This window comes from Bacillus sp. CH_70, from assembly GCF_038007045.1.
Taxonomy (GTDB): Bacteria; Bacillota; Bacilli; order Bacillales; family Bacillaceae_G; genus Bacillus_A; species Bacillus_A cereus.
Map to the genome: position 1 here is coordinate 4509080 of NZ_JBBOWL010000001.1, position 25942 is coordinate 4535021.

The following is a 25942-nucleotide window of genomic DNA, read 5'->3' on the forward strand; positions in this document are numbered from 1 at the left end:
ATTATTCTGAAGCAAGTAGTTGCTGTAAATATTGATGCCAATATTCAGCTTCTGCTTGCTGTTTTTTTGTTGTATGCCATTGAATAGACAAAATCGTTTGTGCTATCACATACCATCTCATGCGCCTAAGCAGCGATTCATCCATTTCAATATCATAAAAACCGAGCCACTCACTCCACTCCTGGCGCGGAATGTACCAATATAATAACATACCAAGGTCTAGAGCTGGGTCAGCAATTACAGCTCCATCCCAATCAATTAAAAACAACTCATCTTCATCCGACAATATCCAGTTGTTATGGTTTACATCACAATGGCATACAACGAATTCATTGTATTCAATAGCTTTTAATGAATCCATTAAATATTGAAGGCCTTGCTGAATTGTTTCATCATCCCTTATATCTCCTCTTAAAACGAGTTGCAGTTGTTGTAATAACTCTTGTGCGTGAAGCGGTTGCTTCCCAAGTCTTTGAATCATCTGTACAAGCGCTTTAGAGGAGTGAATTTTCTTCAAAAGTTTCGCAACACGTTCTAGTTTCATATCCTCTGGCTCTAACTTCTGTCCCGGAAGCCATTTTTGAGCAGAAATTACATCACCGTTCGTTACCCTTCTTGTCCAAAGTAATTTTGGAACAATTCCTTCTGCTGACAATACCGCTAAAAAGGGCGATGTATTCCGCTTTAAAAATAACTTCTGTTGTCCGTTTTGCGCAATATATGCATCGCCCGTTACTCCACCAGCCGGTACAAGACTCCACTCTTTTCCTAATAATTGTTCCAACCATTCCATATTCATTACCCGTTAACAAATCCTTATCTTTTATAGTTATGAAAAGAAAAACCGCAACATTTCTACACATGTTGTGGATTCATATATTTTACTGTAAATGAAAAGAAAAATTAGCCTCAGCCAAAAATTCTCTATTTTATTTTACAAAACCTGTCATAGAATGACAACTTATCAAAATCGTCACCTTTGTCAATTCTACATTTATTACATTCTCATCGTCAAGTAGCGATTTGTCACATTATCGTCAATATATACGTGCTAATTGGAGCGAGCCTAAGTTCCTTTCCTCTAAATGAAGAAATTGGCTCTATTTTCGCTTGCTTTTCGTCTACTATCACATGCCACGTTTCTTCTTTCGGAAGTTGCACAGTTTTAGCTTCTAAACCGCTATTAAATAAAACGACAATCTCTTTCCACGGCCCAAACGATTCTGCATGCACTAGGTGATATGCAAGTACTTCTGTAGATGTTTGTAAAAAAGTCATATGTTTTTTTATAAGGTCTGCGTTTTGTAATCGGAATGCCCCATGCTCTTTACGAATCGCAATTAAACCTTTTATATATTTAACGGTCTCTATTTCTTTCTCTTTTTGATCCCAATCTAATTGATTGATCTCATCATTTGCATTATAGCTATTTTCATTTCCTTTCTTCGTACGATAAAACTCTTGTCCTGCATGTAAGAAAGGAATACCTTGTGAAAGAATAACCATTGCGCTCGCTAGCAGGTGACGTTTTTTCAAAATCGCTTCTGATTCTTCATTACTGCGCACTAGTTTATCCCACATCGTCATATTATCATGACATTCTACATAGTTAATGCTTTGCGCCGGCTCTAGAAACAGCCCTGTTTCTTTCATACTTAAAAGACTTCCTGCTGCAATATACTGCAAATGATTACAGTCTACATGCCCACCAAATGCAAAACCACGCTTATTTATATGAAATGTACTCCCTTTTATCCCATCACGAAATTGATCATTAAACTGTGCCATATGTGGCATTTTCTTCGCATTATTTAACGTTGCTTTTTCCTCACGAGGAAGCGGTGTTTGTAAATCCCATCCTTCTCCTAATAACAAAGCATCTCGTTTTATGTTTCGCACTTCTTTTTCTATCATATTCATTGTATCAACATCTAAAATTCCCATTAAGTCGAATCGGAATCCATCGACATTATATTCAGTAAGCCAATATAAAATAGACTCTACAATGAATTTCCTCATCATTTTCCGTTCAGATGCTATATCATTTCCGACTCCCGTCCCATTAGAAGGCATACCATCTTCACCATGACGAAAATAGTATCCTGGAACAAGCTTTTCAAATGATGATAGCTCTCTTTCATAAACATGATTATATACAACATCTATAATTACCCTAATGCCATGCTCATGAAATGTCTCAATCAACTGTTTACACTCTACTATCCTGTTATACGGATCAGAGGGATTTGTAGCATAAAATCCTGTTGGTGCATTGTAATATAATGGATTATAGCCCCAATTATAGGCAGACGAAGGATTCGCCTCATCTACACCACCGAAACAATATAACGGTAATAGTTCAACATGTGTAACACCTAAATCTTTTATATGAGACAACCCTGTTAAAGTCCCATTCCGTCCTGTTGTTCCCTCTTCCATCAATCCTTTATATGTTCCCTTTTGAATCACTCCACTATTTGGATGTATAGTCGCATCACGAATATGCAGTTCATACAATATGGCATCTGTCATTGATTGTAATGGTGGTAATCCTTCTCTTCTTGTTACATTCGTTTTTTCTAAATCGATAACAACACCGTGTTTTCCGTTTACCGTCACCGACTTTGCATAAGGATCTACAGCTTCGTTCCATATTAAATTAATACAAACGAGAAATGTATAGCGTGCTCCGTCTAAATCACCTTGTAATGTTTGAATCCAAACTCCGTTTTCTCCCCTGTACATTTCATGATCGGCATATTCTTTATCGCTCTTATAAATTCTTACTTTCGCAAGCCTTGCAGTCGGGGCCCATACTTTAAATGTCGTTTCTTCTTTTTGATACACAGCACCTAAATCTGTACCTTCGTAATAATACTTTTCATCGAAAATTGTTGTTCGAATAACAGCACCTATTTGTAAATCCGTTTCTTCATTCCGTTCATCTCGTACTGTATAATACTTTCCCACATCTAGCGGCTCTTCTATAAAGCACTCATACTTCGTTGCATCTGGAAGCGCAATCGTATGAGCAATCGGTAAATCTTTCACATTACTTCCTTCTTGCAAACGAAATGTCCGACTTGTTCCATACGCATGTGGGAGCAAAATTGTAATTTTATTCATTTCATCTAAATAGGCATCAAATGGACGTTTTACTTTCAACATAAAAAAATCACCATCATTCTCAAAGTTAAAATAAAGTGAAACTTTAATGAGCGAGATAAAATGAGCTGCAAATGATAAGGCTTTTCTTATCAACAAGACTCTATACAGTAACTCCATTCTTCTCTATAGTATATTCACCTGCATAAAAAACGTTTTCACCATTCTATTTTTGTAATTTTATTTCAGCAATCGATTTATACTTCGGGGTTTCTTTCACGTGGGATTCGTATAAAGTAATTGTATCTGCTTGAAATGATATTTCAGGTACTTCTTTTATACTTTCTAAATGAAACTTTTCTTCTCCTATCCATTTACGAGCAACAGTAATATGCGGATGATACGGGCGTGTTTCTAGAGAAAATCCATTTTCTTCACAAATGACATGTACTTGCTTTTGCAACTGAAACAAACCGTGATTCTCACTTACCTTCGCCCCAAAAATACGGGGCTGATCTTCTCTACCAAACGTTGAAAAACCTTGTAACGTGAACGATAGTTCTTTTGTTTTTGTAAGTGTTTGTAATCCATTCTTTATCCCTTTTAACTGTTCTTCTGTCGCACCTCCTAAAAAGGAAAGGGTAATATGATAATCTTCCTTATGTACCCACGAGCGAAATGGTAATTCCTCATTCGTATCCTCTTTATAGTTAGACAGCACTTCTTTTATATGATTTGGTAACGTAATTGCGACAAAATAATGCCTATCCATGTACACCGTCTCCTTCTTTCTATTGTTTCTTTTCTTTCTTATCTCATTCAATTAAAAAGAAGCCGCCCTCTAAAGTAGAGAGCGGTCATTATTCATATATCGGCGATTAAAGTTTCACTTTACTTCGCTAGTTCATGAATTGCTTGCGCATAAATTGCTGTTGCTTTTAATAAGTCTTCAATTTCAATGTACTCATCTTTTTGATGCGCAAGTTCTTCTTTTCCAGGGAATAGCGGTCCAAATGCCACACCAGCTTTTAATGAGCGAGCATAAGTACCTCCGCCGATTGCTAACAATTCAGCTTTTTCACCTGTTTGTTCCTCATATACACGTTGCAACGTACGAATTAATTCGTGATCTTTATCAACGTGATGCGGACGAGAGTTAGAATAGTCTGCTACTGCAAATCCATACGTACCTACATATTCTTTTAACTTTGCAATCATTTCTTCAAAGTTAGTCGTAACTGGGTAACGTACGTTTAATCCTAAATTACCACCATTCTCTTTCGTATAAGAAAGGCGACCAACATTCACTGTTAATGGACCGCTAATTTCATCTTTATAAGCAATAGTAGCTTTTTCACCAAAAATATCACCAGTAAATGTTTCTGTTGCAAATGTCGCAAATGCAGTTGCTTTTCCATCAAGTGAAACTGTAGTTAAGAAGTTTGCTAATAATAAACCTGCATTTTCTCCTTTTTCAGGAGTAGATCCGTGCGCTGAAATTCCTTCTATTTGCAACGTCACTGTATTGCCTTCTATAGTCGATTTCCCTATTTTTTTAGCAGTTTGTAAATACTCTTCATATGCTACTGTAAGTGCATTTACATCTTCTCCTGTAATAACTGCTTCTGCAAAATCAGGAACCATATTTAAACGACGCCCTGAATCAAATGAAACAAGTTCATATGTACCTTTTTTCTCTTCACTACCATTTTGCACAACTTGTATATCAGAAATTCCTTTTTCTGCATTAATAATTGGAAAGTCTGCATCTGGTGCAAAACCGATTGTTGGCATTTCTTCGTTTTTAAAGTAGTGATCTACACATTTCCAATTGCTTTCCTCATCTGTTCCTATAATCATACGCACACGTTTTGAAAGAGGTAAGCCTAATTCTTTCACAATTTTCATCGCATAATATGCTGCCATCGTTGGGCCTTTATCGTCAATTGCACCACGTGCAAAAATCTTTCCGTCGCGAATATCCGCACTATACGCAGGAGTCGTCCAGCCATCTCCTTCTGGTACAACATCAACGTGACAAAGAATACCTACTAACTCTTCTCCTTGTCCCATTTCAAGATGACCTGCATATCCTTCTAAATTTTTAGAAGCAAAACCTTCAGCTTCTCCTTTATGTAACATGAAAGATAGCGCTTTTTCTACACCTTCACCGAATGGTGCGCCTTCTTTCGCCGATTCTTCTTCCCATACACTTTTAATTTGTAAAAATTGTTGTGTATCACGAATTAAATCATCTTTTCGTTTTGCAACTTCTTCAGTCCAATTAATCGCTGACATCACGCATCCATCCTTCACTATATTATCTCTTTCATCATAGCAAACCGAAATCCCTTATGCCATACACGAAAACTAAATACCGAACAATTGTAATATTTCAGACATTTCTTATTAGTTTTTCTTTTATTTTTTCAAAAAAATTTGCAGGAATTTGGCGTTTTACGTAGAATTTTATGTGTTAGTTGACTGACCATATATACAATGTCAACTACCAATATTTTTCTATATAAATATTTGTTAAACTTTTGTAAAATTTAAGTAGATTAAAGCATGAATTTTATCATGTAGAGTACAATGGTAGTAACGACCTTCTTTCCTGAATGGGGTCAAAAAAACTAGTAGAGGAGTGGTTTTCTCTTGAAACCTACAACTACTCGTATGCTAACACGCATTAAATCAATTTATATGTACATCAATGAAAACGGAACGGTAACGACGAAAGACCTTGTAGATGAGTTCGGGATCACACCGCGAACGATACAACGTGATCTAAATGTGTTGCAGTTTAATGAACTCGTGTATAGCCCTTGCCGCGGTAAGTGGACAACAACAGGAAAGAAAGTGAGAATGACCTCATAACGAAAAATAATTGTATGTAAATAAATACATACCCCTTTCTAACTATTAGAAAGGGGTTTTTTCTGCACCTATAAAGGTACTACTTTTCAGTATCTACTTGATATGTTCTTAACATTTCTACTTCTTCATCTGTTAGCTCTCGGTATTGTCCAAGTTCTAGTTCTTCATCTAATACTAACGGACCCATCTCTGTTCTTTTTAGGTAGACTACTTTTTTCCCTACCGCTTCAAACATACGCTTCACTTGATGGAATTTCCCTTCCGTAATCACAAGCTCAATTTCAGAAATATCATCGCTTTTCAATATTGTAAGCGCACCGGGCTTTGTTTCATAGCCATCGTCTAAAATAACACCTTTAGCAAACTCTTTTACATCCTCTTCTGTTACTACTCCTGCAACGTGTGCATAATATTTTTTCGGCACATGCTTTTTAGGAGATAATAATTGATGTGATAACTTCCCATCATTTGTTATCAATAAGAAACCTTCCGTATCGATATCAAGTCGTCCAACTGGGAACGGATCAAAGATTGCATCTTCTAATTCTAATAAATCTATTACTGTTTCATGATTATCATCTTCCGTCGCTGAAATAACACCTTGTGGTTTATGCATCATTAAGTAAACAAACTCTTTGTATTCCACAACTTCACCGTGAATCATAACTTCTTGCTCTTCTACATTTACATGAACTTTCGCATCTTTTACTGGCGTTCCATCAATTTTCACAACGCCATCTTTCAATAATTTCTTTACTTCTTTTCTACTTCCATATCCCATATTCGCTAATAATTTATCTAATCTCACGTTTTTCACCTTCTTTATTTATCATAGAAAAGGGGACGTAATTACGCCCCTCTTGATTTCAACTTTATTTTAAATCTACTACCAAGTTTACGTTGAATTTTATCTAATGCTTCTCCGCCAAATACTCTTTCAAGTACTCCTGTGCGAATTGCTAACAATCCGTAAACAAGACCACCAATACCTGCACAAATCGCAACTGTTATAAGAGCACCAATACGGCCATCAGGCGAAATCATGAAGGATAGAAGCCATTGTGATAGTTTTACAGCAACGACCATTATAAGTGTCAGTACTGCAATTTGGAATGTTCTTTTATATACAACACCGAATGAATAGTGTGCGTATTTTTTAATTTGTCGATTTGTATACCAAACAGAAGCTAAGAAACCAACTGCGGTCGCTAGAATTGCTCCTACTGTACCGAAATAACGAATAAAGATTACGTTACATACAAATTTCAAAATAACACCCATAATAAGCGCGACAATCGCATGCTTTTGCTGATTAATCCCTTGAAGAATTGCCGCTGTTACTGTAAATAAAGCAAATAACAATGCAACTGGTGCATACCACATTAATACTTGTCCACCTAATGGATCTGAGTCATAGAAAGCAGTGTAAATTGGATATGCAAGTGTTGAAATACCGATAACTGCTGGCAATGTTAAAAACATATTTGCTTGGAATGTTTGTGTAATTTGTAATTTCAAATAGCGGTATTGTTTTTCAGTAAATGATTTTGTAATTGCTGGTACAAGCGTTAAACTAAACGCTGTTGCAAGTGATACAGGAATCATAATTAACTTATGCGTCCACATTGTGAAAATACCAAGCGCTCGCTCTGCGATATCACCTTGACCAATCGCCTGCATAATTGAGTTAAATGTCAATGTATCAATTTGTTGATATAAAGGAATTGTTAACCCAATTACAACGTAAGGAATCGCATATGCGAATAACTCTTTAAACAATTGAACGGTACTTACTGTTGATTCTGGTACAGTTTGTTCAATTAAATATTGATCCAAATATTTTTTACGTTTTAACCAGTACCAAATTAACACACCGAGTGCTCCAACCGCTGAAACGAACGCAGCAAACGTCGCTACTCCAACTGCTGTTGCAACTGTACCGCCAAGTACTTTAATAACGATAAAACTACCAGCTAATAAAAAGACGATACGAATAATTTGTTCAATAATTTGTGAAACGGTAGTTGGTCCCATAGACTGGTGACCTTGGAAATAACCACGAATTAAACTCGCTGCTGGTACAACAATAAGTGCGAAACTTACAAGACGAATGATCGTCGTAACTTCTCCTACATTATTGTGTATACTTTGTTTACCAAGCATCGCTTCTGCAAACAATGGCGCCGTCATGTACAGTACTAGGAACGAAAGAACTCCTGTTACTATCATCATAACCATTCCCGAGCGGAACATTCTCCGGCTCGTTTTATAATCGCCAAGCGCATTATATTTGGAAACAAATTTTGAAACAGCAAGCGGCACACCTGCCGTTGCGATACTTAAAAAGATCGTATATGGAATGTATCCATATGTATAGAGCGTTCCGCCTTCTGTGCCTACTAATGCATGAAACGGAAAGACGTAAATCATGCCTAAGAACTTTACTAAAAATGTCCCTAGCGTAACAATAAGCGTTCCGCGCAGAAATTTCGAATCGGACATACAAAAATCCTCCTACATCTACATAAAGTGAAACTATAATTAGTTGGAGACTTCTCTCCTACTCCTTATTAGTTGAACCATTCGAGCATTTACAGGCTAACAGACTCCCTATTTACTTCTCCTAAATCTTGAGGTTTTAGTCTTATCGCCTACAAATAGCAGGATAGTGCTGAACTCTAACTTTTGTATTGTACCACAATTCTCTCATTAAGCAGTACTTCACTCTATTTTTCTTTTAAGGGAAAACATGCTATTCTTTTAGGCAGGAAATGTAGAAAATGAGGTCGATATATTATGCATTATGATGTTATTGTCATCGGCGGCGGTCCTTCTGGGCTAATGGCTGCAATTGGTGCTGCAGAAGAAGGCGCAAATGTCTTACTTCTTGATAAAGGAAATAAACTTGGGCGTAAACTTGCGATTTCTGGTGGCGGACGCTGCAACGTAACGAACCGTCTACCACTTGATGAAATTGTTAAACATATACCAGGAAACGGTCGCTTCTTATACAGCGCTTTTTCTATTTTTAATAATGAAGATATTATTACATTCTTCGAAAATCTTGGTGTTAAATTGAAAGAAGAAGACCACGGTCGCATGTTCCCTGTGTCAAACAAAGCGCAATCTGTTGTAGACGCACTTTTAACACGATTAAAAAACTTAGGTGTAAAAATCCGTACAAATACACCTGTTGAAACGATTGAATATGAAAATGGTCAAACGAAAGCAGTTATACTGCAAACAGGCGAAGTGTTAGAAACAAATCACGTCGTTATCGCTGTTGGCGGAAAATCAGTTCCTCAAACTGGATCTACTGGAGACGGATACGCTTGGGCTGAAAAAGCAGGTCATACAATTACAGAATTATTCCCAACAGAAGTACCTATCCTGTCAAACGAGCCGTTTATACGTGATCGCTCATTACAAGGTCTTGCTTTACGTGATATAAACTTAAGCGTATTAAACCCGAAAGGAAAAGCTATCATTTCTCACAAAATGGACATGCTCTTCACTCATTTCGGCCTATCTGGTCCTGCTGCTCTTCGCTGTAGTCAATTCGTCGTGAAAGCACTTAAAAAGTTTAAAACGAATACAATACAAATGAGTATTGATGCATTGCCAGAGGAAAATAGTGAGCAATTATTTCAGCGCATGCTGAAACAAATGAAAGAAGATCCGAAAAAAGGAATTAAAAACGTTTTAAAAGGTTATGTCCCTGAACGTTACTTCCTATTCTTATTAGAAAAAAATGAAATTGACGGTAGTGAACAAGCTGGACAAGTTTCTCACGAAAAGATTCGTGCACTTGTGAAAGACTTTAAAGAGTTTACTGTGAATGTAAATGGTACGCAGTCAATTGAAAAAGCATTCGTTACTGGCGGAGGTGTATCCGTGAAAGAAATTAATCCGAAAGAAATGTCTTCTAAATTTACGAACGGCTTATATTTCTGCGGAGAAGTTCTTGATATTCACGGTTATACTGGTGGCTATAATATTACATCAGCCCTTGTTACTGGTAGAATTGCTGGAACGACAGCTGGAGAAAACGCGAAAATGCAATATTAAAAAAGAAACAGGGATTCCTGTTTCTTTTTTTTATAGGTACATGAAATTATTATCGGTGATTCCACAGATATATCAGCGATTCTGTAATTATATCGGCGATTTTCCAAATTTATCAGCGATTCTACAACTTATATCGGCGATTTCTCAAATATATCGACTTACCGACAAGAAGCGATAAACATCTGCTCCATGTAACTTTCCATTGCTTTTTTGTTGCTTTATATACCTTAGTACCTTTATATTTTATATTGTTGAATATTTAAAAAGGGTAAGGGGAAAACAAATGAGAAAAAAAGTCATGATGTCTTTAATGTTAATGACGTTTCTTTCTGCGGTAGAAGGAACGATTGTTAGTACAGCAATCCCTCGTATAACGAGTGATTTGTCAGGCGTCGAACTTGTTAGTTGGGTATATGCAATTTATATGCTTGCAACAGCTGTTTCGACTCCAATATACGGAAAGCTCGCTGATTTATTCGGTCGTAAAAAGGTTTTACTGATCGGGGCTACAATCTTTTTAGTCGGTTCTGCACTTTGCGGAGTCGTTACATCGATGGAACAATTAATTTTCTTCCGCGCGCTTCAAGGTATCGGTGCTGGTGCTGTTATGCCAATCACAATGACGATTATTGGAGACTTATATAGCGAAGCGAAAGACCGCGCGAAAGCACAAGGTTGGATGAGTGCCGTTTGGGGTGTATCCGGTGTTATCGGACCGTTAGTAGGTGGATTTTTAGTTGATTCTCTTTCTTGGCGTTATATTTTCTTCTTAAACGTCCCATTCGGAATTATCGCTTGCTTAATGATTGTAATTTACTACAAAGAATCTATTAAACCTGCTAAACATCATATCGATTATCTTGGTGCAACAGTTTTTTCATTAAGTACAATCGCTCTACTATATGCATTATTAACAGGTAGCAGTAAGCAAAACTGGGGAGACATGACAATTATCGGCCTATTAATCTTTGCCGCTATTTCATTCATTATTTTCTTGTTCATCGAGAAAAAATCTCCGGAACCATTAATTCCGCTAGCACTTTTCTCTAACCGTACATTATCTACGATAAATATATTAACTCTTATTGCTGGCGCAATGATTATTAGTATTACTGTGTATCTTCCAATTTGGAGCCAGGGTGTTTTAGGAAAAAATGCAACAGAAGCTGGACTCATTTTAATGCCAATTCCTGTTATGTGGACATTTGGGGCTATGTTCTCGGGTAACTTAGTTGGCAAGTTAAAAACGAAACAAATTATTTTACTTGGAGCTAGCATCTTATCAGTTGCTACGTTCTTATTATTTACACTATCAACAAATTCACCATCGTTCCTTATTTATGTAGCAGTCGGATTATTCGGCTTAGGAATGGGGCTTGTGACACCGATTTACATGGTAACAATTCAAGCAGCCGTACCAGCTCATACACGCGGAACAGCTGTTGGTTTAAATACATTTATTAATACATTTAGTCAAACGTTAGGTGCTGCAATATTCGGTACAATCTTCAATACGATGATTCACGCACGTGGTATTAAAAATCTTGATCTTGTATCTGGTGGACATGGCGGTACTACAGCAAACGTAGTAACCGAATCACAATCCGCATTAGCATCAAGCGTACATGTCATTTATATGAGCACTTTCGTATTAGCAGTATTTACATTAATTATTGCTTGGCTTTTATTAAAGCCAGCTACACAAACAAGTGAGCAACAATAAAAAGGATGACCATTTTGGTCACCCTTTTTTTATTCTTCATTCTCCACAATATGTTTCAGCATGGATAATTTATTATCCCAAAAACGTTCATAATACGAGAGCCACTGTTGTAATTCTTCTAATGGTTCTGGATGCAAACGATATATCTTCTCTCTTCCGCTTTTTCTTCCACTTACTAAATTCGCTTCCGAAAGAATATGAAGGTGCTTTACAACCGCAGTACGACTCATCGGAAAATGATCCGTTATTTTGGAAATCGGTAACTCTTTGTCACTTAATAACCGTATTACTTCTCGGCGGGTTGGATCAGCAATTGCTTGAAATACATCATATTTCGCTGCTGACGAGGACACTTAGCCTTCGACAACCTTTTTCAGTTTTTCATTTACAATCGCTACCCAACCACCGCTCATTCTATCGCGAATAATAGAGCTCTTCGCATTCGCTTTCGGAAGAATTTCATCAGGATGTTTCCAGCCGCCGTGAATTAACGTAAATTCTGTTTTGTTATCTCCTAAGTCTTTCAAATTAAATGAAACAACCCAGCCATCTGTATCCCATGAGAAAGATAAATGGTTTGGCTCATCAATTTCTAACACTTTACATGGTGATGGCCCAAATGGCGATTGCACATGAAATTCATGTCCTACCTCTAATACAAAATCATTTGGCATAAACCATGACGCAATCCCTTCTGCAGTTGATACTACACTCCATACCTTTTGAATGGACGCGTTAAAAACGATTGTTTGTTTAATATCATTTAATGTATTTTGTTGTTCCATTTTCATTCTCCTTTACTCGGCGTTATAACATAACACCTTTTGGTTTCACTTCGATGATATAACACCTTTTAGTTTCATGTCAACGCTAATTCTTTTACTGTTGAGAAATTCTCAACATTTTTTCAACAGGACAAACACCCTCTTAGCATTTCCTCATAATATACTCACAAAGGCAATACAAAATAAAAACTTCTCTCAACATGAAACTCCATCATTCATATTGAAAGAAACGCCTTACTTATATCATGCGTACTTCGTCTCTCCTCCTTCCCTCAGGGACAATACGCGAGATATGACAAATCAGAAGGAATATGCCCACCATTTGAGTAGGTAGTTATTTCTCTTCTCCTCAACATTTCCTTAGGAGCGAAATGACTACCGACTCACTTTTTTCAAACAAAATAAAAAGGGGTTGAACGCTATGTTCTATTGCATTAACTGCTCTGATATTCATCATGAAAAACATCCAAATGATAAAGTATTCAAAAATGGTTTTTATATTGATCCATTTTTAGGTGATCGTTATCACCTTGGTATGTGTAAAGATGCCCAAAACCATGAAACAGGGGAGCCTCTTTTAACGACAAAGAAATTAGGCGCCCCCCAATCTATTATGAATGTATTACCGACACATGTTGTCCCAACATAAAGCATAAAAAAGAGCTGGCTCACCCAGCTCTTTTTTATGCTTTATAAACGATCATTGCTGAAAAACAATAAATTTGGTTTTCATCGTCGTTAATGGAAACACCAACTTGATATTTAATATCTACAAAGTTGCTATCATCAATCTTTTTCAAAAAAACATTTACAGCATCTTCTAAGTCTTTTTCGTGACTTTCATCAAATACTTTCACACGAATCATGTTAACACCGTCCTAGATCGCAGCCCTCCGCCGCTTGATTATTGCCACGGTGCGTATCTATGATGCGATAAAACTTTCCATTCTCATATATATATCCGTCTTCTAACACATATTCTTTATCTTCAGTATAGACATAAAACTTACCTATCATAAATTTACTCGTATATAATTCCAAATAATTTTGTCTAAATTTAGCTACAACTTTATTTGTAATATCAATTTTTATTGTGCGCCCCACCTTCTCTCCCTCCTTTGCAAAGAACGGATTTAGGTATATTGTATTAGCGCTTTTACATTTTATGCTTAAAAATAAGTGGATATGCCTTCTTTCTTCACCTGTACTATTTTTCTAAAAAAATCACGATAAATAAGGTCCCCAAAAAAAACATAAAAAAGCACTTTATCTTATTGACTCGAATATAAATATTATGTTATTATATAAAATTTGACATTTTTACATACGTATGCTATCATTAAAAGTGGTTACCACATATGGAGGTGGATGATTTGTTTCAAATTGGTGATAAAATCGTTTATCCAATGCACGGTGCAGGAATCATTGAAGCAATTGAAGAGAAAGAAATATTAGGTACTTCACGTCAATATTGTGTGATACGCATCATTAGTAAAGATATGCAAGTAATGCTTCCGATGGATCAATTAAAAAAATCGGGTATTCGTTATATCGTTGATCGAGGTACGTTAGATGATATACTTCTTGAATTTCAAAACGGGGAGTCAGACCCATCACTATCATGGAAACAAAGATATACAATGAATATGGAAAAAATGAAAAATGGCAATTTACAAGATAGCGCAGAAGTTGTTCGGGATTTACTTCGCCGCAATAAAGAGAGAGCATTAAATGCGAGCGAAAAACAAATGCTAGATAATGCACGAAAAATGATGATTAGCGAAGTCGCGCTCGTACAAAATGTTACTGAACATCAAGCAACAGAATTTCTTCAAGATACAATTAATCACTAAATTTAAAATAGCTGGCCGCTATTTTTTTTGTAAAAAAAGGACGAAGAGTTTTATCTCTTCGTCCTTTTATATTACCCACGCCCAGCTTGAAACGATGGATATAACGTCATTCCACCATCTGCAAATAGCGTAATGCCCGTTACATAACTCGCCTCTGAAGAAGCGAGCCAAGTTGCTACTGCTGCAATTTCTTCAGGGTTTCCAATATAGCCCATCGGTATCATACTTTCTACGTCAGCACGTTTTTTAGGATCAGCAAACTTTTCTGCATTAATCGGCGTATTAATTGCACCTGGTCCAATATTATTTACTCGAATACCTTTTGGCGCATATTCTAGCGCTAACGTTTCTGTCATCAGTTTAATACCACCCTTACTCGCTGCATAGTGCACGAATAGTGGCCACGGAATTTTCTCATGAACACTAGACATATTAATGACAGACCCTTTAATATCATGTTCTACAAAATATTTAATCGCTTCACGACTTCCTAAAAAAGCACCTGTTAAATTTGTATTAATTACCTTATTCCAATCTTCAAGTGGCATTTCATGCGACGGTACCGCGTTTTCTATCCCTGCATTATTAATCATAACGTCAAGCGTACCAAATTCTTTCACAGCAGATTGAATGAGATTCACAACATCTGATTCGACCGTGACATCACCTTTTACAGCAATCGCTTCTCCGCCTACCTTTTTAATTTCTTCTAACACATCATTTGCTTCTGATTCTCGTGAGCGATAATTAATAACCACTTTCGCTTTTTCCTTAGCAAACCTTACTCCCATCGCCCTACCAAGACCAGTTGCTGATCCTGTAATAACGACCACTTTTCCTTCTAAATCACTATACATTTCAATACCTCCTTTAACTTTTTGCTATACCTAACATAATTCCGGCTGCAATAATAAAAACGATACCGACAACGATACCCGTTAATTGGCGTTTCGTTTTCTTTTCACCTAATATAAGGATCCCACCAAGCGTGGAAATAATAATCCCCATTTGCGATAGCGAGAAACTTGTTGCGACTCCAACACGCGGCTGCGAAATGAATAAAAACATATTTCCAGCTGCCCAAATTAATCCTGGAATAATATTTCGGATTGCATATTTATTGAATGGATGATGTTTAAAGGTAAGCAAAATCCCTCCTAATACCATACCAACTGCTTGTGGTAATAAAGCTGACCAACCATCTACGTTAAATAGTCTAATCACTACTACGTAAACTAAATAACCGACTGTTGAAATTAATAAAATTATGATACCTCTTTTAAAATTTGCTGCTTGCTCTGCATTCTTTTCTTCTTCACTTTGAAGTGATGTTAAAATAACACCGACAATAATACAAACGAGCGCTAAAATCCCAAGGACGACCGATATTGTCGTGGACCATTCATGAAATACGATAACGCCAAATAAAGTCGTCGCAACTAATTGAAGTCCTGTTGAAATTGGCATCGTCCTCGAAACGCCCATTAAATCAATACTTTTCAATTGATTCGCCTGACCAAGCGCCCAAAATAAACCTGACACAACTCCAACCCCAATCACAGTAGGTGTTAATACTGGCTTCATAAAAATATAAACAACAATTGAGAAAATAAGTGCTCCAAACGTTGTTCCAAGCGTTTGACTATACGGTCCCCCGCCCAGTTTTACGTTAAATAACACAATACTCCCCCAAAATATAGCTGGTAAAATTGCTAAAAATATATCCATCGCCCATTACCTTTCTCTGTAAAATGTCATAAATTGAAACTTTAATCATCCCGCAAATAGCGGAATAAGTTACCGCTCTCAATCATTAGAATGAGCTTTCATTTTTTCTTTTTTGCGAACACAAATCTTTTCTACAACATCATTAGAAACATTTTTTTCTCGCTCCACATTTTTTACCTTTATATGATCTAAATAATCCTCCAAAGTAAGTGTAACTTTGTCATTTGGCGGATTATGCGCCCCTTGAAATGTAAGAAATTGTAGCATCACTTCAAATCTAGGAACAAATTCATCTTTCCTGCCGAGACGCTTTATATTTATAACTGCATCACATTCATATTGATCTTCTGTCACTTGTCTAATAACCGAATAGTACCTATTCAATAACGCACTCTCTAAAAGCTGTTCTCTTGATTCTTTCGCGAAAGAATCGCTTGGAGAAGAGAAAAAGATAGAACATATCGCTGTAATAATTACACATATTTTTTTCATAACGTCCTCCTTATCCTATAAGTTAGTGTTCTCAAAAACGCCATAAAAAAACGACTTCCCCTACTTAGGAAAGTCGTTTTAATGAATCCAATATTAACCACCACTCACTGGTGGTATAAGTGCAACCACATCACCATCTTGGACCCTGTCATCTTCATTTGCGTATTCTTCATTAATCGCAACCATAATTGGCTCTGAAACTGGTACATTATATTCTTTCGCAACAACATCTTTTAACTCTGCAACCGTAATATTTTCTTTCTCTATTTGTAATTCACTTGTTCCTGCCTCTTCTTGCAAGTGCGCAAATAACAATACTCGAATCATACTTATAGCTCCTTCCCAGGCTCTCCCGCCGGATATGGTGTTTTTTCTAATTGATCACCAATCCATGAGTCACCATCTTCCCAAAACTCCTTTTTCCAAATCGGAACAATTTGTTTTATGCGTTCCATAATATATTCGTTTGCTTCATAAGCCGCTTTACGGTGTGGTGTTGAAACAGCAACAACAACCGCTATATCAGAAATTTGCAACGTACCGATGCGATGTGTAATCGCAACATATGTACCCGGCCATTTCTCTTTCACTTCCAGACCAATTTTCTCTAGCATCTTTTCTGCCATCGTCTTATAAGCAACATACTCTAAGTATAATGTACGACGCCCTTTCGTAAACTCTCTAACCGTTCCAATAAATGTTGTAACAGCACCGCATTCACGTCGAATCACTTTCTTCGTTACCTCTTCAATCGAGATTTCTGTATCAATTACTTCATAATATGTATTTGTCATTTCGCACTCCTAACCGCTTGTAAAAACCAGTCTATGTACAACTCTTCTTCTGTTATATGAAATACTTCATATTCTTCTCGTATATTTGCCGGGACATCATACCACGTAATAATCGCCACTATATTTTCTACTTTATGTAAAAGTTCAACGTCTTCCGCAGAACGAAGTAACACTACTTTCGGGTAGTTCTCTTTTTTATAGCCCTCTATTAAAATTGTATCCACTTCAAAAAACTCATATAAGCGAATAATTTCTTGCAAGGACCATTTCTTTCTTAGTGAAGAAAGTGAAAGCAATCCAGCACCTTCTACACTACTTACGACAGCACCAGCTTTACGGTGTCTTTCGCTATCTTTTTGCGCTACTTCTGGAAAACCTCCGTGCCCGTGATGTTTAATTGTAGCAACTTTTATTTCACTTTCAGCTAACACATGCACAATTTTCTCTACAAGTGTCGTTTTTCCGCTATTTTGATATCCTACTATTTGTAAGATTGAAGGGGCTTTGCCCATGGCCAATCACATCCCTCAGAGTGCTCTAACAATAATACGGATACTTTCATCCCAGTCTCAAATCCTCTCGTTCCTCCAGGTAACACGATAAAAGCATTCGCATCTGCAAGTGAAGATACCGCACTCGATTTATCTAAACCAACCGGCATCGCTTGTAACGCCCCGTCCACAATCGTTACGTTTGCTCTTACGAAACGAGTAAATGGATTTGGCTTTGAAAAATCTTTTTGTAAAATAGCATCCGCTCTATATACGTGAGGTTCCTTCGCATACAAATACGTTTTTATAATTGGATGCACAAATAATTCAAAGCCTACATAACAAGCAGACGGATTTCCTGATAAACCGAAAAGTAACTTCCCATCAACTTCAGCTACTGTCGTTACACTTCCCGGTCTCATCGCTATTTTATTAAAGAGTACATTCGCCTGTAACCTTTCATAAATAGCTGGTAAGTAGTCATAATCTCCTACTGATACACCGCCTGTTGTAATTAAAATATCGACCTCATCCATCGCTAATTGAACAGCTGTAAAACATGCATCTAGCTCATCGGCGAGTTGACCATAATAACGAACTTTCCCGCCAGCTTTCATAATTTGAGCTGCGATCATATACGAGTTACTATTTCTAATTTTCCCCGGCTGTAACGGCTCATGTACTTCTAGTAATTCACTTCCTGTTGTTACAATACCGACAACAGGCTGTTTTACAACTTTCACAGTACTATATCCAAACGTTGCTAGTAAGGCCGCAACACCTGGATTAATTGCAACACCTTTCTTAACGAGAACTTGATTTTGTTTTATGTCTTCTCCTTTAAACGACACATTGTCACCGTTATTAAAAGGGCGTTTTAACTTCATATATGTTTTCCCGTTCTTCTCAAACCCTTCTGTCAGCTCGAGCATTACGACTGCATTACATTCTTCTGGAATAGCTGCTCCTGTCATAATGCGAATCGCTTTAAAAGCTCCTACTTCTTCTAAAAAAACAGACCCCGCCCCGATTTCTCCTATTACTTCAAATTCAATTGGATTTTCTTGGGTTGCTCCTTTCGTATCTTCTGCTCGAATGGCGAAACCGTCGTAAGGGGAACGATCAAAATGAGGAACGTCATGATCTGAGACAACATCTTCCCCGAGAATTCTCCCGTAACTTTCCGTAATAGAAATTTCTTCTACTTCACCATACTTCGCATATTTCATTACCCGTTCTACTGCCTCAGCAACTTGAATTGGAATTCGTTTTTCTACCATCGTTTCTCACCTCATATTTGCAATTTTTTTTATCTCGATTAAACTTTATGTATTCAATAGAAATTACTTCAAGGAGGAATTCCATGTCTTCATTTACACATTTTAATGACCAAGGACGCGCAAAAATGGTTGATATAAGCGATAAAAAAACAACCGTTCGAACAGCAATTGCGTGCTCTAGCATTGTCGTTACGAAAGAAATTTACGATAAAATCTCTCACAATGAAATTGGGAAAGGTGACGTATTAGCAGTTGCGCAAATCGCAGGCATTATGGCCGCGAAACGAACTTCTGATATTATCCCAATGTGCCATCCTTTATTATTAAAAGGTGTTGACGTTTCTTTCGATTGGAAACAATCAGAAGAACAATATCGTTTACTCATTGAAGTAAAAGTTAAAACAGAAGGTAGCACCGGTGTTGAAATGGAAGCTTTAACAGCTGCTTCCGCTACCGCTCTTACTGTGTATGATATGTGTAAAGCTGTCGATAAAGGTATGATTATCGGCGAAACGTACTTACTTGAAAAAACAGGTGGAAAAAGTGGAGATTATACGAGAAATTCATAATCCTCTCTCCGTTGAACCTAAAGGGTTTCCTTTAGGTTCAACCTATATACCTTGCATATAAACTTTTCGCTACATTCATATCATTCGTCCCATGAATAAACGCCCTGCCATCTGTAAATAAAACAAAACGATATTCTTCTACCGGAAATGATAATAAATAAGGTGTCGCCTTTATCTCTACGCTTCTTTGTAAGCGCTTTTTAATTTCTTCTAAATTAAAATTCTTCCGCACACCCGGGCGAATTTGTACTGTATTTCGCCCACATAACACTTCTGTTTTTGTTTGTGCTTCAAATGTTAAGCTCGGATATGTACGTAACCTTCCGCAAGATAAACAAGTATCTTTTTTCTGCCTATTCACTTTAAATGCCATCTGTTGATTATTCCAAAGATCAAACGATAACATCGTTTCACGAAGCGCCCCAAAGTCTTCTACTAATATTTTCAGCGCTTCCGTAATTTGATGCGCAACTACTAATTGTACTGCCGGTTGTATAATACCAGCTGTGTCACATGTTGCTCCGCTCGCCGGATGCTCCATTAAACAGCGAAAACACGGTGTTTTCCCTGGTAAAATTGTATACGTTACTCCGTAACTCCCGACGCAACCACCATATATCCATGGAATATTATACTTTTGTGAAATATCATTAATGAGAAGACGCGTTTCAAAATTATCTGTCGCATCTAATATTAAATCTACATCATTCACTAATTCTTCCATTTCTTGCACCGTTACATCCGTCACAACCGGATTTATTTCCACCTCAGAATTAATCGCTTTTAAATGCTCTGCAGCCGCTACCGCCTTCGGTTTATACTGCTTTGCATCTTCTTCTGTGTATAGTTGTTGTCTTTGTAAATTACTCCATTCTACATAATCACGATCAGCAATCGTTACTTTTCCAACCCCTGCTCTAACAATCGCTTCTGCATTTGCCGCACCGAGAGCACCAGCACCAATAATAAGCACATGCTTCTCTCTTATTTTTCTCTGTCCTTCTTCTCCAACACCAGAAAATAATATTTGTCTTGAATATCGCTCCTGCATGCGATAGCCCCCTTTCTTATCCTCCTATATAAGACATTTCGATTTTCGGACGATTTTTTGCACTTTCTTCTGTCCGTTCATCCGAATACCTATCTTTTCTATTCATCCATACATCTTGTATAACACTTAATAACTCCTCATCCGAAAGATTCCCTCTAAGAAGTTCTCTTACATTCAAACCCTCTGTCGCAAATAAGCACGTATAAAACTTTCCATCTGCCGAAATTCTCGCCCTCGTACAAGAGGCACAAAATGACTCAGAAACAGATGTAATAAAACCAACTTCAACATTTGTTCCAACATACCGATATCGCTTCGCAACTTCACCAAAGTAATGGGCTTCAGCTGGCTCAAGCGGATACACCTTATGAATCATCTCAATCAATTCTCGTTTTGTAACGACTTGATCAAAATTCCACCCATTTGTACTACCAACATCCATAAACTCAATAAACCTAAGCGTGATTCCTTGCTCTTTAAAATACGCAGCCATCGGAAGTACTTGATGATCGTTCATCCCTTTTTTCACAACCATATTTACCTTTACTTCCAGCCCCGCCTCTTTAGCTGCTATAATTCCCTTAATCACCGGTTTCGTATTAATATTTCGACCATTAATATTCTTAAATATGTCGTCATCTATCGCATCTAAACTAACATTCACTCTATGTAATCCAGCTTCTTTTAATGCCTTCGCTTGTTTCGTTAAATGGATAGCATTTGTAGTTAACCCTATATCTATTAGCCCATCAATTTTCACAAGACGTGCAATAAGTTTTGCTAAATCTTTACGAAGTAGTGGCTCACCGCCAGTAATTCTAATTTTTCGTACACCGATGTTAACAAATAATTTTGCCAAACGCTCAATTTCATCAAAAGTTAGTAAAAACTCATCTTTCAAAAAAGCATAATCTGGCCCAAATATTTCCGCTGGCATACAATATGTACATCTAAAATTGCAACGATCAATGACAGATATACGTAAATCTTGAAGTGGGCGTCCAAAAAAATCTTTAACCATCTCCTGCATCGCCACCCTCCCTTTCTGCCAAATTTCTTTCTTTTCATTCTATTATAATATATTTTCGAACTGCGATGTTTTTGCTCAAGTGAATAAAGTGAAACTTTAAATAATTAGAGGGTATCCACTCCCCCTGGTTAACGAGTTTACTTACAAATACAAGGATAAAAAACCTTGAAACATAAAAGTTTCAAGGTTTTCTGCTTATTAACTTAATCTAATAATAGTTAGAGTAGCCCCTGGCGTTGCCGTAGATAATGTAGCTACTGCAACTACTCCAAATAACTGTAAGCTAACAGCAGCTCCAGCAGGCAAGTTAGCGATTATTGTTGCACTAAATGAACCAGTAGCGACTGTCGGGGCATTTATCGTTCCCGCAAGCGGACTGCCATTTACAGTTATACGAGAACTTACAAGTAAACCTGCCGTTAAATTAATTGTATAGGCTATATAATAGTTTCCTGCATTCGCAACTGTAAATACAGTATTTCCACCACTAACGGTTATTCCTGGGCCAATATTTTGATTGTTCGGTAATGGTACGTTCGTACCACCTAATAAAACGGAAATAGCGGTTCCTGATGTATTATTCGCAAACGCATACGTTGCAGTTGTACTAACTCCAGTCGCCCCGGTCGCTCCTGTTGCTCCAGCTCCGGTTGGACCTGTATCTCCAGTTGGACCTTGTGAACCGGTTGCTCCTGTAGCCCCCGTTGGACCTTGGATTCCTTGCGGGCCTTGAATTCCTTGGGGACCGGTCGCTCCGGTTGCTCCTGTTGCTCCCGTTGGACCTTGAATTCCTTGCGGGCCTTGGATTCCTTGTGGGCCTTGAATTCCTTGGGGACCGGTCGCTCCGGTTGCTCCTGTTGCTCCCGTTGGACCTTGGATTCCTTGCGGGCCTTGAATTCCTTGCGGGCCTTGTGGGCCGGTCGGACCTATGTCACCTTGCGGACCTTGGATTCCCTGTGGGCCTTGTGCTCCTGTTGCCCCCGTCGCTCCTTGGATTCCTTGAGGACCTTGTGGACCTTGAATTCCTTGCGGGCCGGTTGGACCTATGTCGCCTTGTGGGCCTTGAATTCCTTGTGGACCTTGTGCTCCTGTTGCCCCCGTTACTCCTTGGATTCCTTGCGGACCTTGAATACCCTGTGGACCGGTTGGACCTATCTCTCCTTGAACACCTTGGATTCCTTGCGGACCCTGTAAACCCGTCACTCCGGTTGCTCCCGTTTCTCCTGTCGCTCCTGTCACTCCAGTTGAGCCTGTCGCCCCGGTATCTCCTGTTACTCCTGTCGCACCTGTTGCTCCTGTCGGGCCAGGTGGTCCACCTGATGGACCTGTCACTCCCGCCGGACCTGATGGCCCCGTTGGGCCGGTCGGTCCTGCAGGCCCTCCTGACGGGCCAGTCACCCCTGTTGGACCGGTTACTCCTGTTGGACCGGTAGTTCCTTCTCCCGTCGCTCCGGTTGCTCCCGTTTCTCCTGTTGCTCCCGTCGGACCTTGCACTCCTTGAATTCCTTGTGGTCCCTGCACTCCTTGTGCTCCTGTTGCTCCTTGAATCCCTTGTATACCTTGCACTCCTTGTGCGCCCATCGGACCTGTTGGACCAATCGCCCCTTGTATACCTTGCACTCCTTGGGGCCCCTCTGGACCTGTTGCTCCTATTTCCCCTTGTATCCCTTGAATTCCAGTTGCTCCTTGTGCTCCTGTTGCTCCCGTTATCCCTTGCACACCTTGTATTCCCTGTATTCCTTGTGGACCTTGTGGGCCTGTTGCTCCTACCGGTCCTTGAATGCCTTGTATCCCTTGAGGACCCTCAGGACCCGTTGCTCCAACTGGCCCTGGCACACCTTGGATTCCTTGCGGGCCCTGAAGTCCCTCTGGGCCTTCTGGACCTGTTGGACCTATCTCTCCTTGTATCCCTTGGATTCCAGTTGGACCTTGTGGCCCAGTCGGACCTATGTCACCTTGCGGACCTTGGATTCCCTGTGGGCCTTGTGCTCCTGTTCCCCCTGTCGCTCCTTGGATTCCTTGAGAACCTTGTGGGCCTTGAATTCCTTGTGGGCCTGTTGGACCTATATCGCCTTGTGGGCCTTGAATCCCTTGCGGACCTTGATCTCCAGTGGCCCCCGTTACTCCTTGAATTCCTTGGGGACCTTGAACACCTTGGGGACCCGTCGGACCTATCTCTCCCTGCACACCTTGGATTCCTTGCGGACCTTGTAACCCTGTCACTCCGGTTGCTCCCGTTTCTCCTGTCGCTCCTGTCACTCCAGTTGAGCCCGTCGCCCCGGTATCCCCTGTTACTCCTGTCGCCCCAGTTGCTCCTGTCGGGCCAGGTGGTCCACCCGATGGACCAGTCACTCCCGCCGGACCTGATGGCCCCGTTGGGCCGGTCGGTCCTGCTGGTCCTCCAGATGGGCCTGTTACCCCTGTCGGACCAGTTACTCCTGTTGGACCTGTAGTGCCTTCCCCTGTCGCCCCAGTTGCTCCCGTATCTCCTGTTGCACCCGTCGGACCTTGAATTCCTTGTATTCCTTGAGCACCTTGCACTCCTTGTGCACCTGTTGGGCCTTGAATCCCTTGTATTCCTTGCACTCCTTGTGCGCCCATTGGACCTGTTGGACCAATCGCCCCTTGAGCACCTTGCACTCCTTGGGGACCCTCTGGACCCGTTGCTCCTATTTCTCCTTGTATACCTTGAATTCCAGTTGCTCCTTGTACTCCTGTTGCTCCCGTTATCCCTTGCACACCTTGAATTCCCTGAATTCCTTGGGGACCTTGTGAGCCTGTTGCTCCTACCGGTCCTTGAATGCCTTGTATCCCCTGTGGCCCCTCTGGACCCGTTGCTCCAGCTGGCCCCGGTACTCCTTGTATTCCTTGCGGGCCCTGAAGTCCCTCTGGGCCTTCTGGACCTGTTGGTCCTATATCGCCCATTGGACCTTGTATCCCTTGAACTCCTTGTAGTCCTGTTGCTCCTGATGGCCCTGGTACTCCTTGAATTCCTTGTGGACCTTGATCTCCTGTTGCTCCTGTGGCCCCTTGAGGACCTATAGCCCCCTGTATACCTTGTGGACCTTGATCTCCTGTTGCTCCCGTTCCCCCTTGAATACCCTGAACTCCTTGGATTCCTTGTTCACCAGTTATTCCTGTCGGACCAGGAATACCTTGAATCCCCTGCGGTCCTTCTGGACCTGTTGGGCCAATTGGCCCTTGAATTCCTTGTATTCCTTGCAAGCCCTGTGCTCCCGTACTTCCAGTCGGACCTGTAGTTCCCGTTGCTCCTGTTCCCCCTGTACTTCCTGTAGCCCCAGTACTTCCCGTTGCTCCAGTCGCACCTGTACTTCCACTCGGTCCGCCACCCGGACCTGTCGCACCAGTTGGCCCCGTTGGACCAGGAGGTCCTCCAGATGGTCCAGTTATCCCTGTTGGGCCTGTTATTCCAGTCGGACCTGTTAGCCCCTGACCCGTTGCTCCGGTTGCACCTGTATTTCCACTCGGTCCTTGTGTTCCTTGTATCCCTTGTGCTCCTTGTATTCCTTGTGGACCAGTTGCACCCGGTAACCCTTGGACGCCTTGAATTCCTTGAGGTCCCTCAGGTCCCGTCGCTCCAATTGGCCCCTGTAATCCCTGTATTCCTTGTATACCTTGTGCCCCAGTCGCTCCCGTTGGACCAATCGGACCTTGTAACCCTTGCACCCCTTGAGGTCCTGTCGCTCCAGTTTCTCCTTGTGGTCCTCTCAATCCTTGTGCTCCCTGCTGCCCTTCTGGTCCCGTTGCGCCTATTGGTCCAACTGGCCCTTGAATCCCTTGCACACCTTGAGGTCCAGTCGGACCCATCTCCCCCATTGGACCTTGAAATCCTCTCGGTCCTTGCGGTCCAGTCGGACCTTGTGGACCTGTTGGACCAGTAATCCCTATACCTGTAAATCCAGTTGGAACAGGGGGGAACGTAGGTCCAATAAGTTCGGGTGGAATTCTAAAATTAGAGCTTAACGAATTTTGCTTCCGATTATTATCACGATTCTTCACACTTTCACCACCTACAAACCGTCTTTTTCATAATAAATAAACCTCTTCTTAATCTATTTACAAAAATAATCTCCAA

Annotated in this window: 26 protein-coding genes; 6 read left to right on the plus strand and 20 right to left on the minus strand. The window is 39.7% G+C overall.

The annotated features are described in order from the left end of the window. Window position 1: 1 nt before the first annotated feature. The 4 genes from N2V79_RS23070 to pepV all read right to left on the minus strand — a co-directional run bounded on the left by N2V79_RS23070 (window position 2) and on the right by pepV (window position 5403). Entirely contained in the window at window positions 2-799 is a 798-nt protein-coding gene (locus tag N2V79_RS23070) for a phosphotransferase family protein (RefSeq protein WP_002094168.1), read from the minus strand. A gap of 227 nt (window positions 800-1026) precedes the next feature. After that, a complete protein-coding gene (pulA, locus tag N2V79_RS23075) occupies window positions 1027-3168 on the minus strand; it encodes a type I pullulanase (RefSeq protein ID WP_340720242.1) in 2142 nt (713 codons plus the stop codon). 163 nt (window positions 3169-3331) lie between these two features. Then, window positions 3332-3877, minus strand: coding sequence for an RNA 2',3'-cyclic phosphodiesterase (gene thpR / locus N2V79_RS23080; protein ID WP_340720243.1), 546 nt, complete (start codon window positions 3875-3877; stop codon window positions 3332-3334). Window positions 3878-3996: 119 nt separating this feature from the next. Continuing rightward, a complete protein-coding gene (pepV, locus tag N2V79_RS23085) occupies window positions 3997-5403 on the minus strand; it encodes a dipeptidase PepV (protein ID WP_001274237.1) in 1407 nt (468 codons plus the stop codon). Window positions 5404-5760: 357 nt separating this feature from the next. Between pepV and N2V79_RS23090 the strand changes: the two genes are divergently transcribed. Then, window positions 5761-5982 (plus strand): DeoR family transcriptional regulator, encoded by a 222-nt coding sequence (locus N2V79_RS23090; RefSeq protein WP_000805512.1) that lies wholly within the window; start codon window positions 5761-5763, stop codon window positions 5980-5982. 79 nt (window positions 5983-6061) lie between these two features. On the opposite strand, the gene N2V79_RS23095 is transcribed toward N2V79_RS23090, so the two are convergent. Both N2V79_RS23095 and N2V79_RS23100 read right to left on the minus strand, forming a co-directional pair. After that, window positions 6062-6790: a pseudouridine synthase gene (locus N2V79_RS23095; RefSeq protein ID WP_001234948.1), complete on the minus strand. Its 729-nt coding sequence runs from the start codon at window positions 6788-6790 to the stop codon at window positions 6062-6064. 41 nt (window positions 6791-6831) lie between these two features. Continuing rightward, window positions 6832-8484 carry a putative polysaccharide biosynthesis protein gene (locus tag N2V79_RS23100; RefSeq protein ID WP_001284026.1) on the minus strand — a complete coding sequence of 551 codons (1653 nt, stop codon included), beginning with the start codon at window positions 8482-8484 and terminating at the stop codon, window positions 6832-6834. Window positions 8485-8778: 294 nt separating this feature from the next. Here N2V79_RS23100 and N2V79_RS23105 point away from each other — a divergent pair, with 294 nt between their 5' ends. Both N2V79_RS23105 and N2V79_RS23110 read left to right on the plus strand, forming a co-directional pair. Then, a complete protein-coding gene (locus tag N2V79_RS23105) occupies window positions 8779-10050 on the plus strand; it encodes a BaiN/RdsA family NAD(P)/FAD-dependent oxidoreductase (RefSeq protein ID WP_078400688.1) in 1272 nt (423 codons plus the stop codon). Between the two features lie 283 nt (window positions 10051-10333). Then, on the plus strand, window positions 10334-11773 hold the full coding sequence (locus N2V79_RS23110) for an MDR family MFS transporter (RefSeq protein WP_088023162.1): 1440 nt from the start codon (window positions 10334-10336) through the stop codon (window positions 11771-11773). A gap of 29 nt (window positions 11774-11802) precedes the next feature. On the opposite strand, the gene N2V79_RS23115 is transcribed toward N2V79_RS23110, so the two are convergent. After that, window positions 11803-12126, minus strand: coding sequence for an ArsR/SmtB family transcription factor (locus N2V79_RS23115; protein WP_000098837.1), 324 nt, complete (start codon window positions 12124-12126; stop codon window positions 11803-11805). Further along, window positions 12127-12558 (minus strand): SRPBCC family protein, encoded by a 432-nt coding sequence (locus tag N2V79_RS23120; RefSeq protein ID WP_000437769.1) that lies wholly within the window; start codon window positions 12556-12558, stop codon window positions 12127-12129. It abuts the gene before it with no gap. A gap of 421 nt (window positions 12559-12979) precedes the next feature. Between N2V79_RS23120 and N2V79_RS23125 the strand changes: the two genes are divergently transcribed. Beyond that, window positions 12980-13207, plus strand: coding sequence for a DUF3973 domain-containing protein (locus tag N2V79_RS23125; protein ID WP_016080023.1), 228 nt, complete (start codon window positions 12980-12982; stop codon window positions 13205-13207). Between the two features lie 34 nt (window positions 13208-13241). On the opposite strand, the gene N2V79_RS23130 is transcribed toward N2V79_RS23125, so the two are convergent. Then, window positions 13242-13424 (minus strand): sporulation protein Cse60, encoded by a 183-nt coding sequence (locus N2V79_RS23130; RefSeq protein ID WP_000621751.1) that lies wholly within the window; start codon window positions 13422-13424, stop codon window positions 13242-13244. 1 nt (window position 13425) lies between these two features. Beyond that, window positions 13426-13662: a DUF2553 family protein gene (locus N2V79_RS23135; protein WP_000533806.1), complete on the minus strand. Its 237-nt coding sequence runs from the start codon at window positions 13660-13662 to the stop codon at window positions 13426-13428. A gap of 254 nt (window positions 13663-13916) precedes the next feature. On the opposite strand from N2V79_RS23135, the gene N2V79_RS23140 reads away from it, so the two are divergent. Then, window positions 13917-14411: a CarD family transcriptional regulator gene (locus N2V79_RS23140; protein WP_000451442.1), complete on the plus strand. Its 495-nt coding sequence runs from the start codon at window positions 13917-13919 to the stop codon at window positions 14409-14411. 71 nt (window positions 14412-14482) lie between these two features. Here the strand turns inward: N2V79_RS23140 and N2V79_RS23145 are convergent, their stop codons facing one another. The 7 genes from N2V79_RS23145 to N2V79_RS23175 form a co-directional block, all read right to left on the minus strand. Beyond that, window positions 14483-15268 carry a glucose 1-dehydrogenase gene (locus tag N2V79_RS23145; protein ID WP_053563527.1) on the minus strand — a complete coding sequence of 262 codons (786 nt, stop codon included), beginning with the start codon at window positions 15266-15268 and terminating at the stop codon, window positions 14483-14485. Between the two features lie 13 nt (window positions 15269-15281). Further along, on the minus strand, window positions 15282-16139 hold the full coding sequence (gene glcU / locus N2V79_RS23150; RefSeq protein WP_000350865.1) for a glucose uptake protein GlcU: 858 nt from the start codon (window positions 16137-16139) through the stop codon (window positions 15282-15284). Between the two features lie 78 nt (window positions 16140-16217). Beyond that, window positions 16218-16631: a DUF3888 domain-containing protein gene (locus N2V79_RS23155; RefSeq protein ID WP_088023165.1), complete on the minus strand. Its 414-nt coding sequence runs from the start codon at window positions 16629-16631 to the stop codon at window positions 16218-16220. Window positions 16632-16724: 93 nt separating this feature from the next. Beyond that, window positions 16725-16958 (minus strand): molybdopterin converting factor subunit 1, encoded by a 234-nt coding sequence (gene moaD, locus N2V79_RS23160; protein WP_000621772.1) that lies wholly within the window; start codon window positions 16956-16958, stop codon window positions 16725-16727. A 2-nt stretch (window positions 16959-16960) separates the two neighbouring features. Next, a complete protein-coding gene (gene moaE, locus N2V79_RS23165) occupies window positions 16961-17425 on the minus strand; it encodes a molybdopterin synthase catalytic subunit MoaE (protein WP_000185943.1) in 465 nt (154 codons plus the stop codon). Next, a complete protein-coding gene (gene mobB / locus N2V79_RS23170; RefSeq protein WP_340720244.1) occupies window positions 17422-17937 on the minus strand; it encodes a molybdopterin-guanine dinucleotide biosynthesis protein B in 516 nt (171 codons plus the stop codon). The genes moaE and mobB overlap by 4 nt, the downstream gene beginning before the upstream one ends. Next, window positions 17907-19196 (minus strand): molybdopterin molybdotransferase MoeA, encoded by a 1290-nt coding sequence (locus N2V79_RS23175; RefSeq protein ID WP_053563525.1) that lies wholly within the window; start codon window positions 19194-19196, stop codon window positions 17907-17909. Before N2V79_RS23175 ends, mobB begins: the two co-directional genes overlap by 31 nt. Window positions 19197-19279: 83 nt before the next feature. On the opposite strand from N2V79_RS23175, the gene moaC reads away from it, so the two are divergent. Then, the gene (moaC, locus tag N2V79_RS23180) at window positions 19280-19765 is read left to right on the plus strand and encodes a cyclic pyranopterin monophosphate synthase MoaC (RefSeq protein ID WP_000094153.1); all 486 of its coding nucleotides are present in this window, start codon (window positions 19280-19282) and stop codon (window positions 19763-19765) included. 37 nt (window positions 19766-19802) lie between these two features. Here the strand turns inward: moaC and N2V79_RS23185 are convergent, their stop codons facing one another. The 3 genes from N2V79_RS23185 to N2V79_RS23195 all read right to left on the minus strand — a co-directional run bounded on the left by N2V79_RS23185 (window position 19803) and on the right by N2V79_RS23195 (window position 25866). Beyond that, a complete protein-coding gene (locus N2V79_RS23185) occupies window positions 19803-20816 on the minus strand; it encodes a molybdopterin-synthase adenylyltransferase MoeB (protein ID WP_078400693.1) in 1014 nt (337 codons plus the stop codon). A 16-nt stretch (window positions 20817-20832) separates the two neighbouring features. Beyond that, the gene (gene moaA, locus N2V79_RS23190) at window positions 20833-21846 is read right to left on the minus strand and encodes a GTP 3',8-cyclase MoaA (protein WP_088023171.1); all 1014 of its coding nucleotides are present in this window, start codon (window positions 21844-21846) and stop codon (window positions 20833-20835) included. Window positions 21847-22044: 198 nt separating this feature from the next. Further along, window positions 22045-25866: a BclA-related collagen-like exosporium protein gene (locus N2V79_RS23195; RefSeq protein WP_340720245.1), complete on the minus strand. Its 3822-nt coding sequence runs from the start codon at window positions 25864-25866 to the stop codon at window positions 22045-22047. Between the last annotated feature and the right edge of the window lie 76 nt (window positions 25867-25942).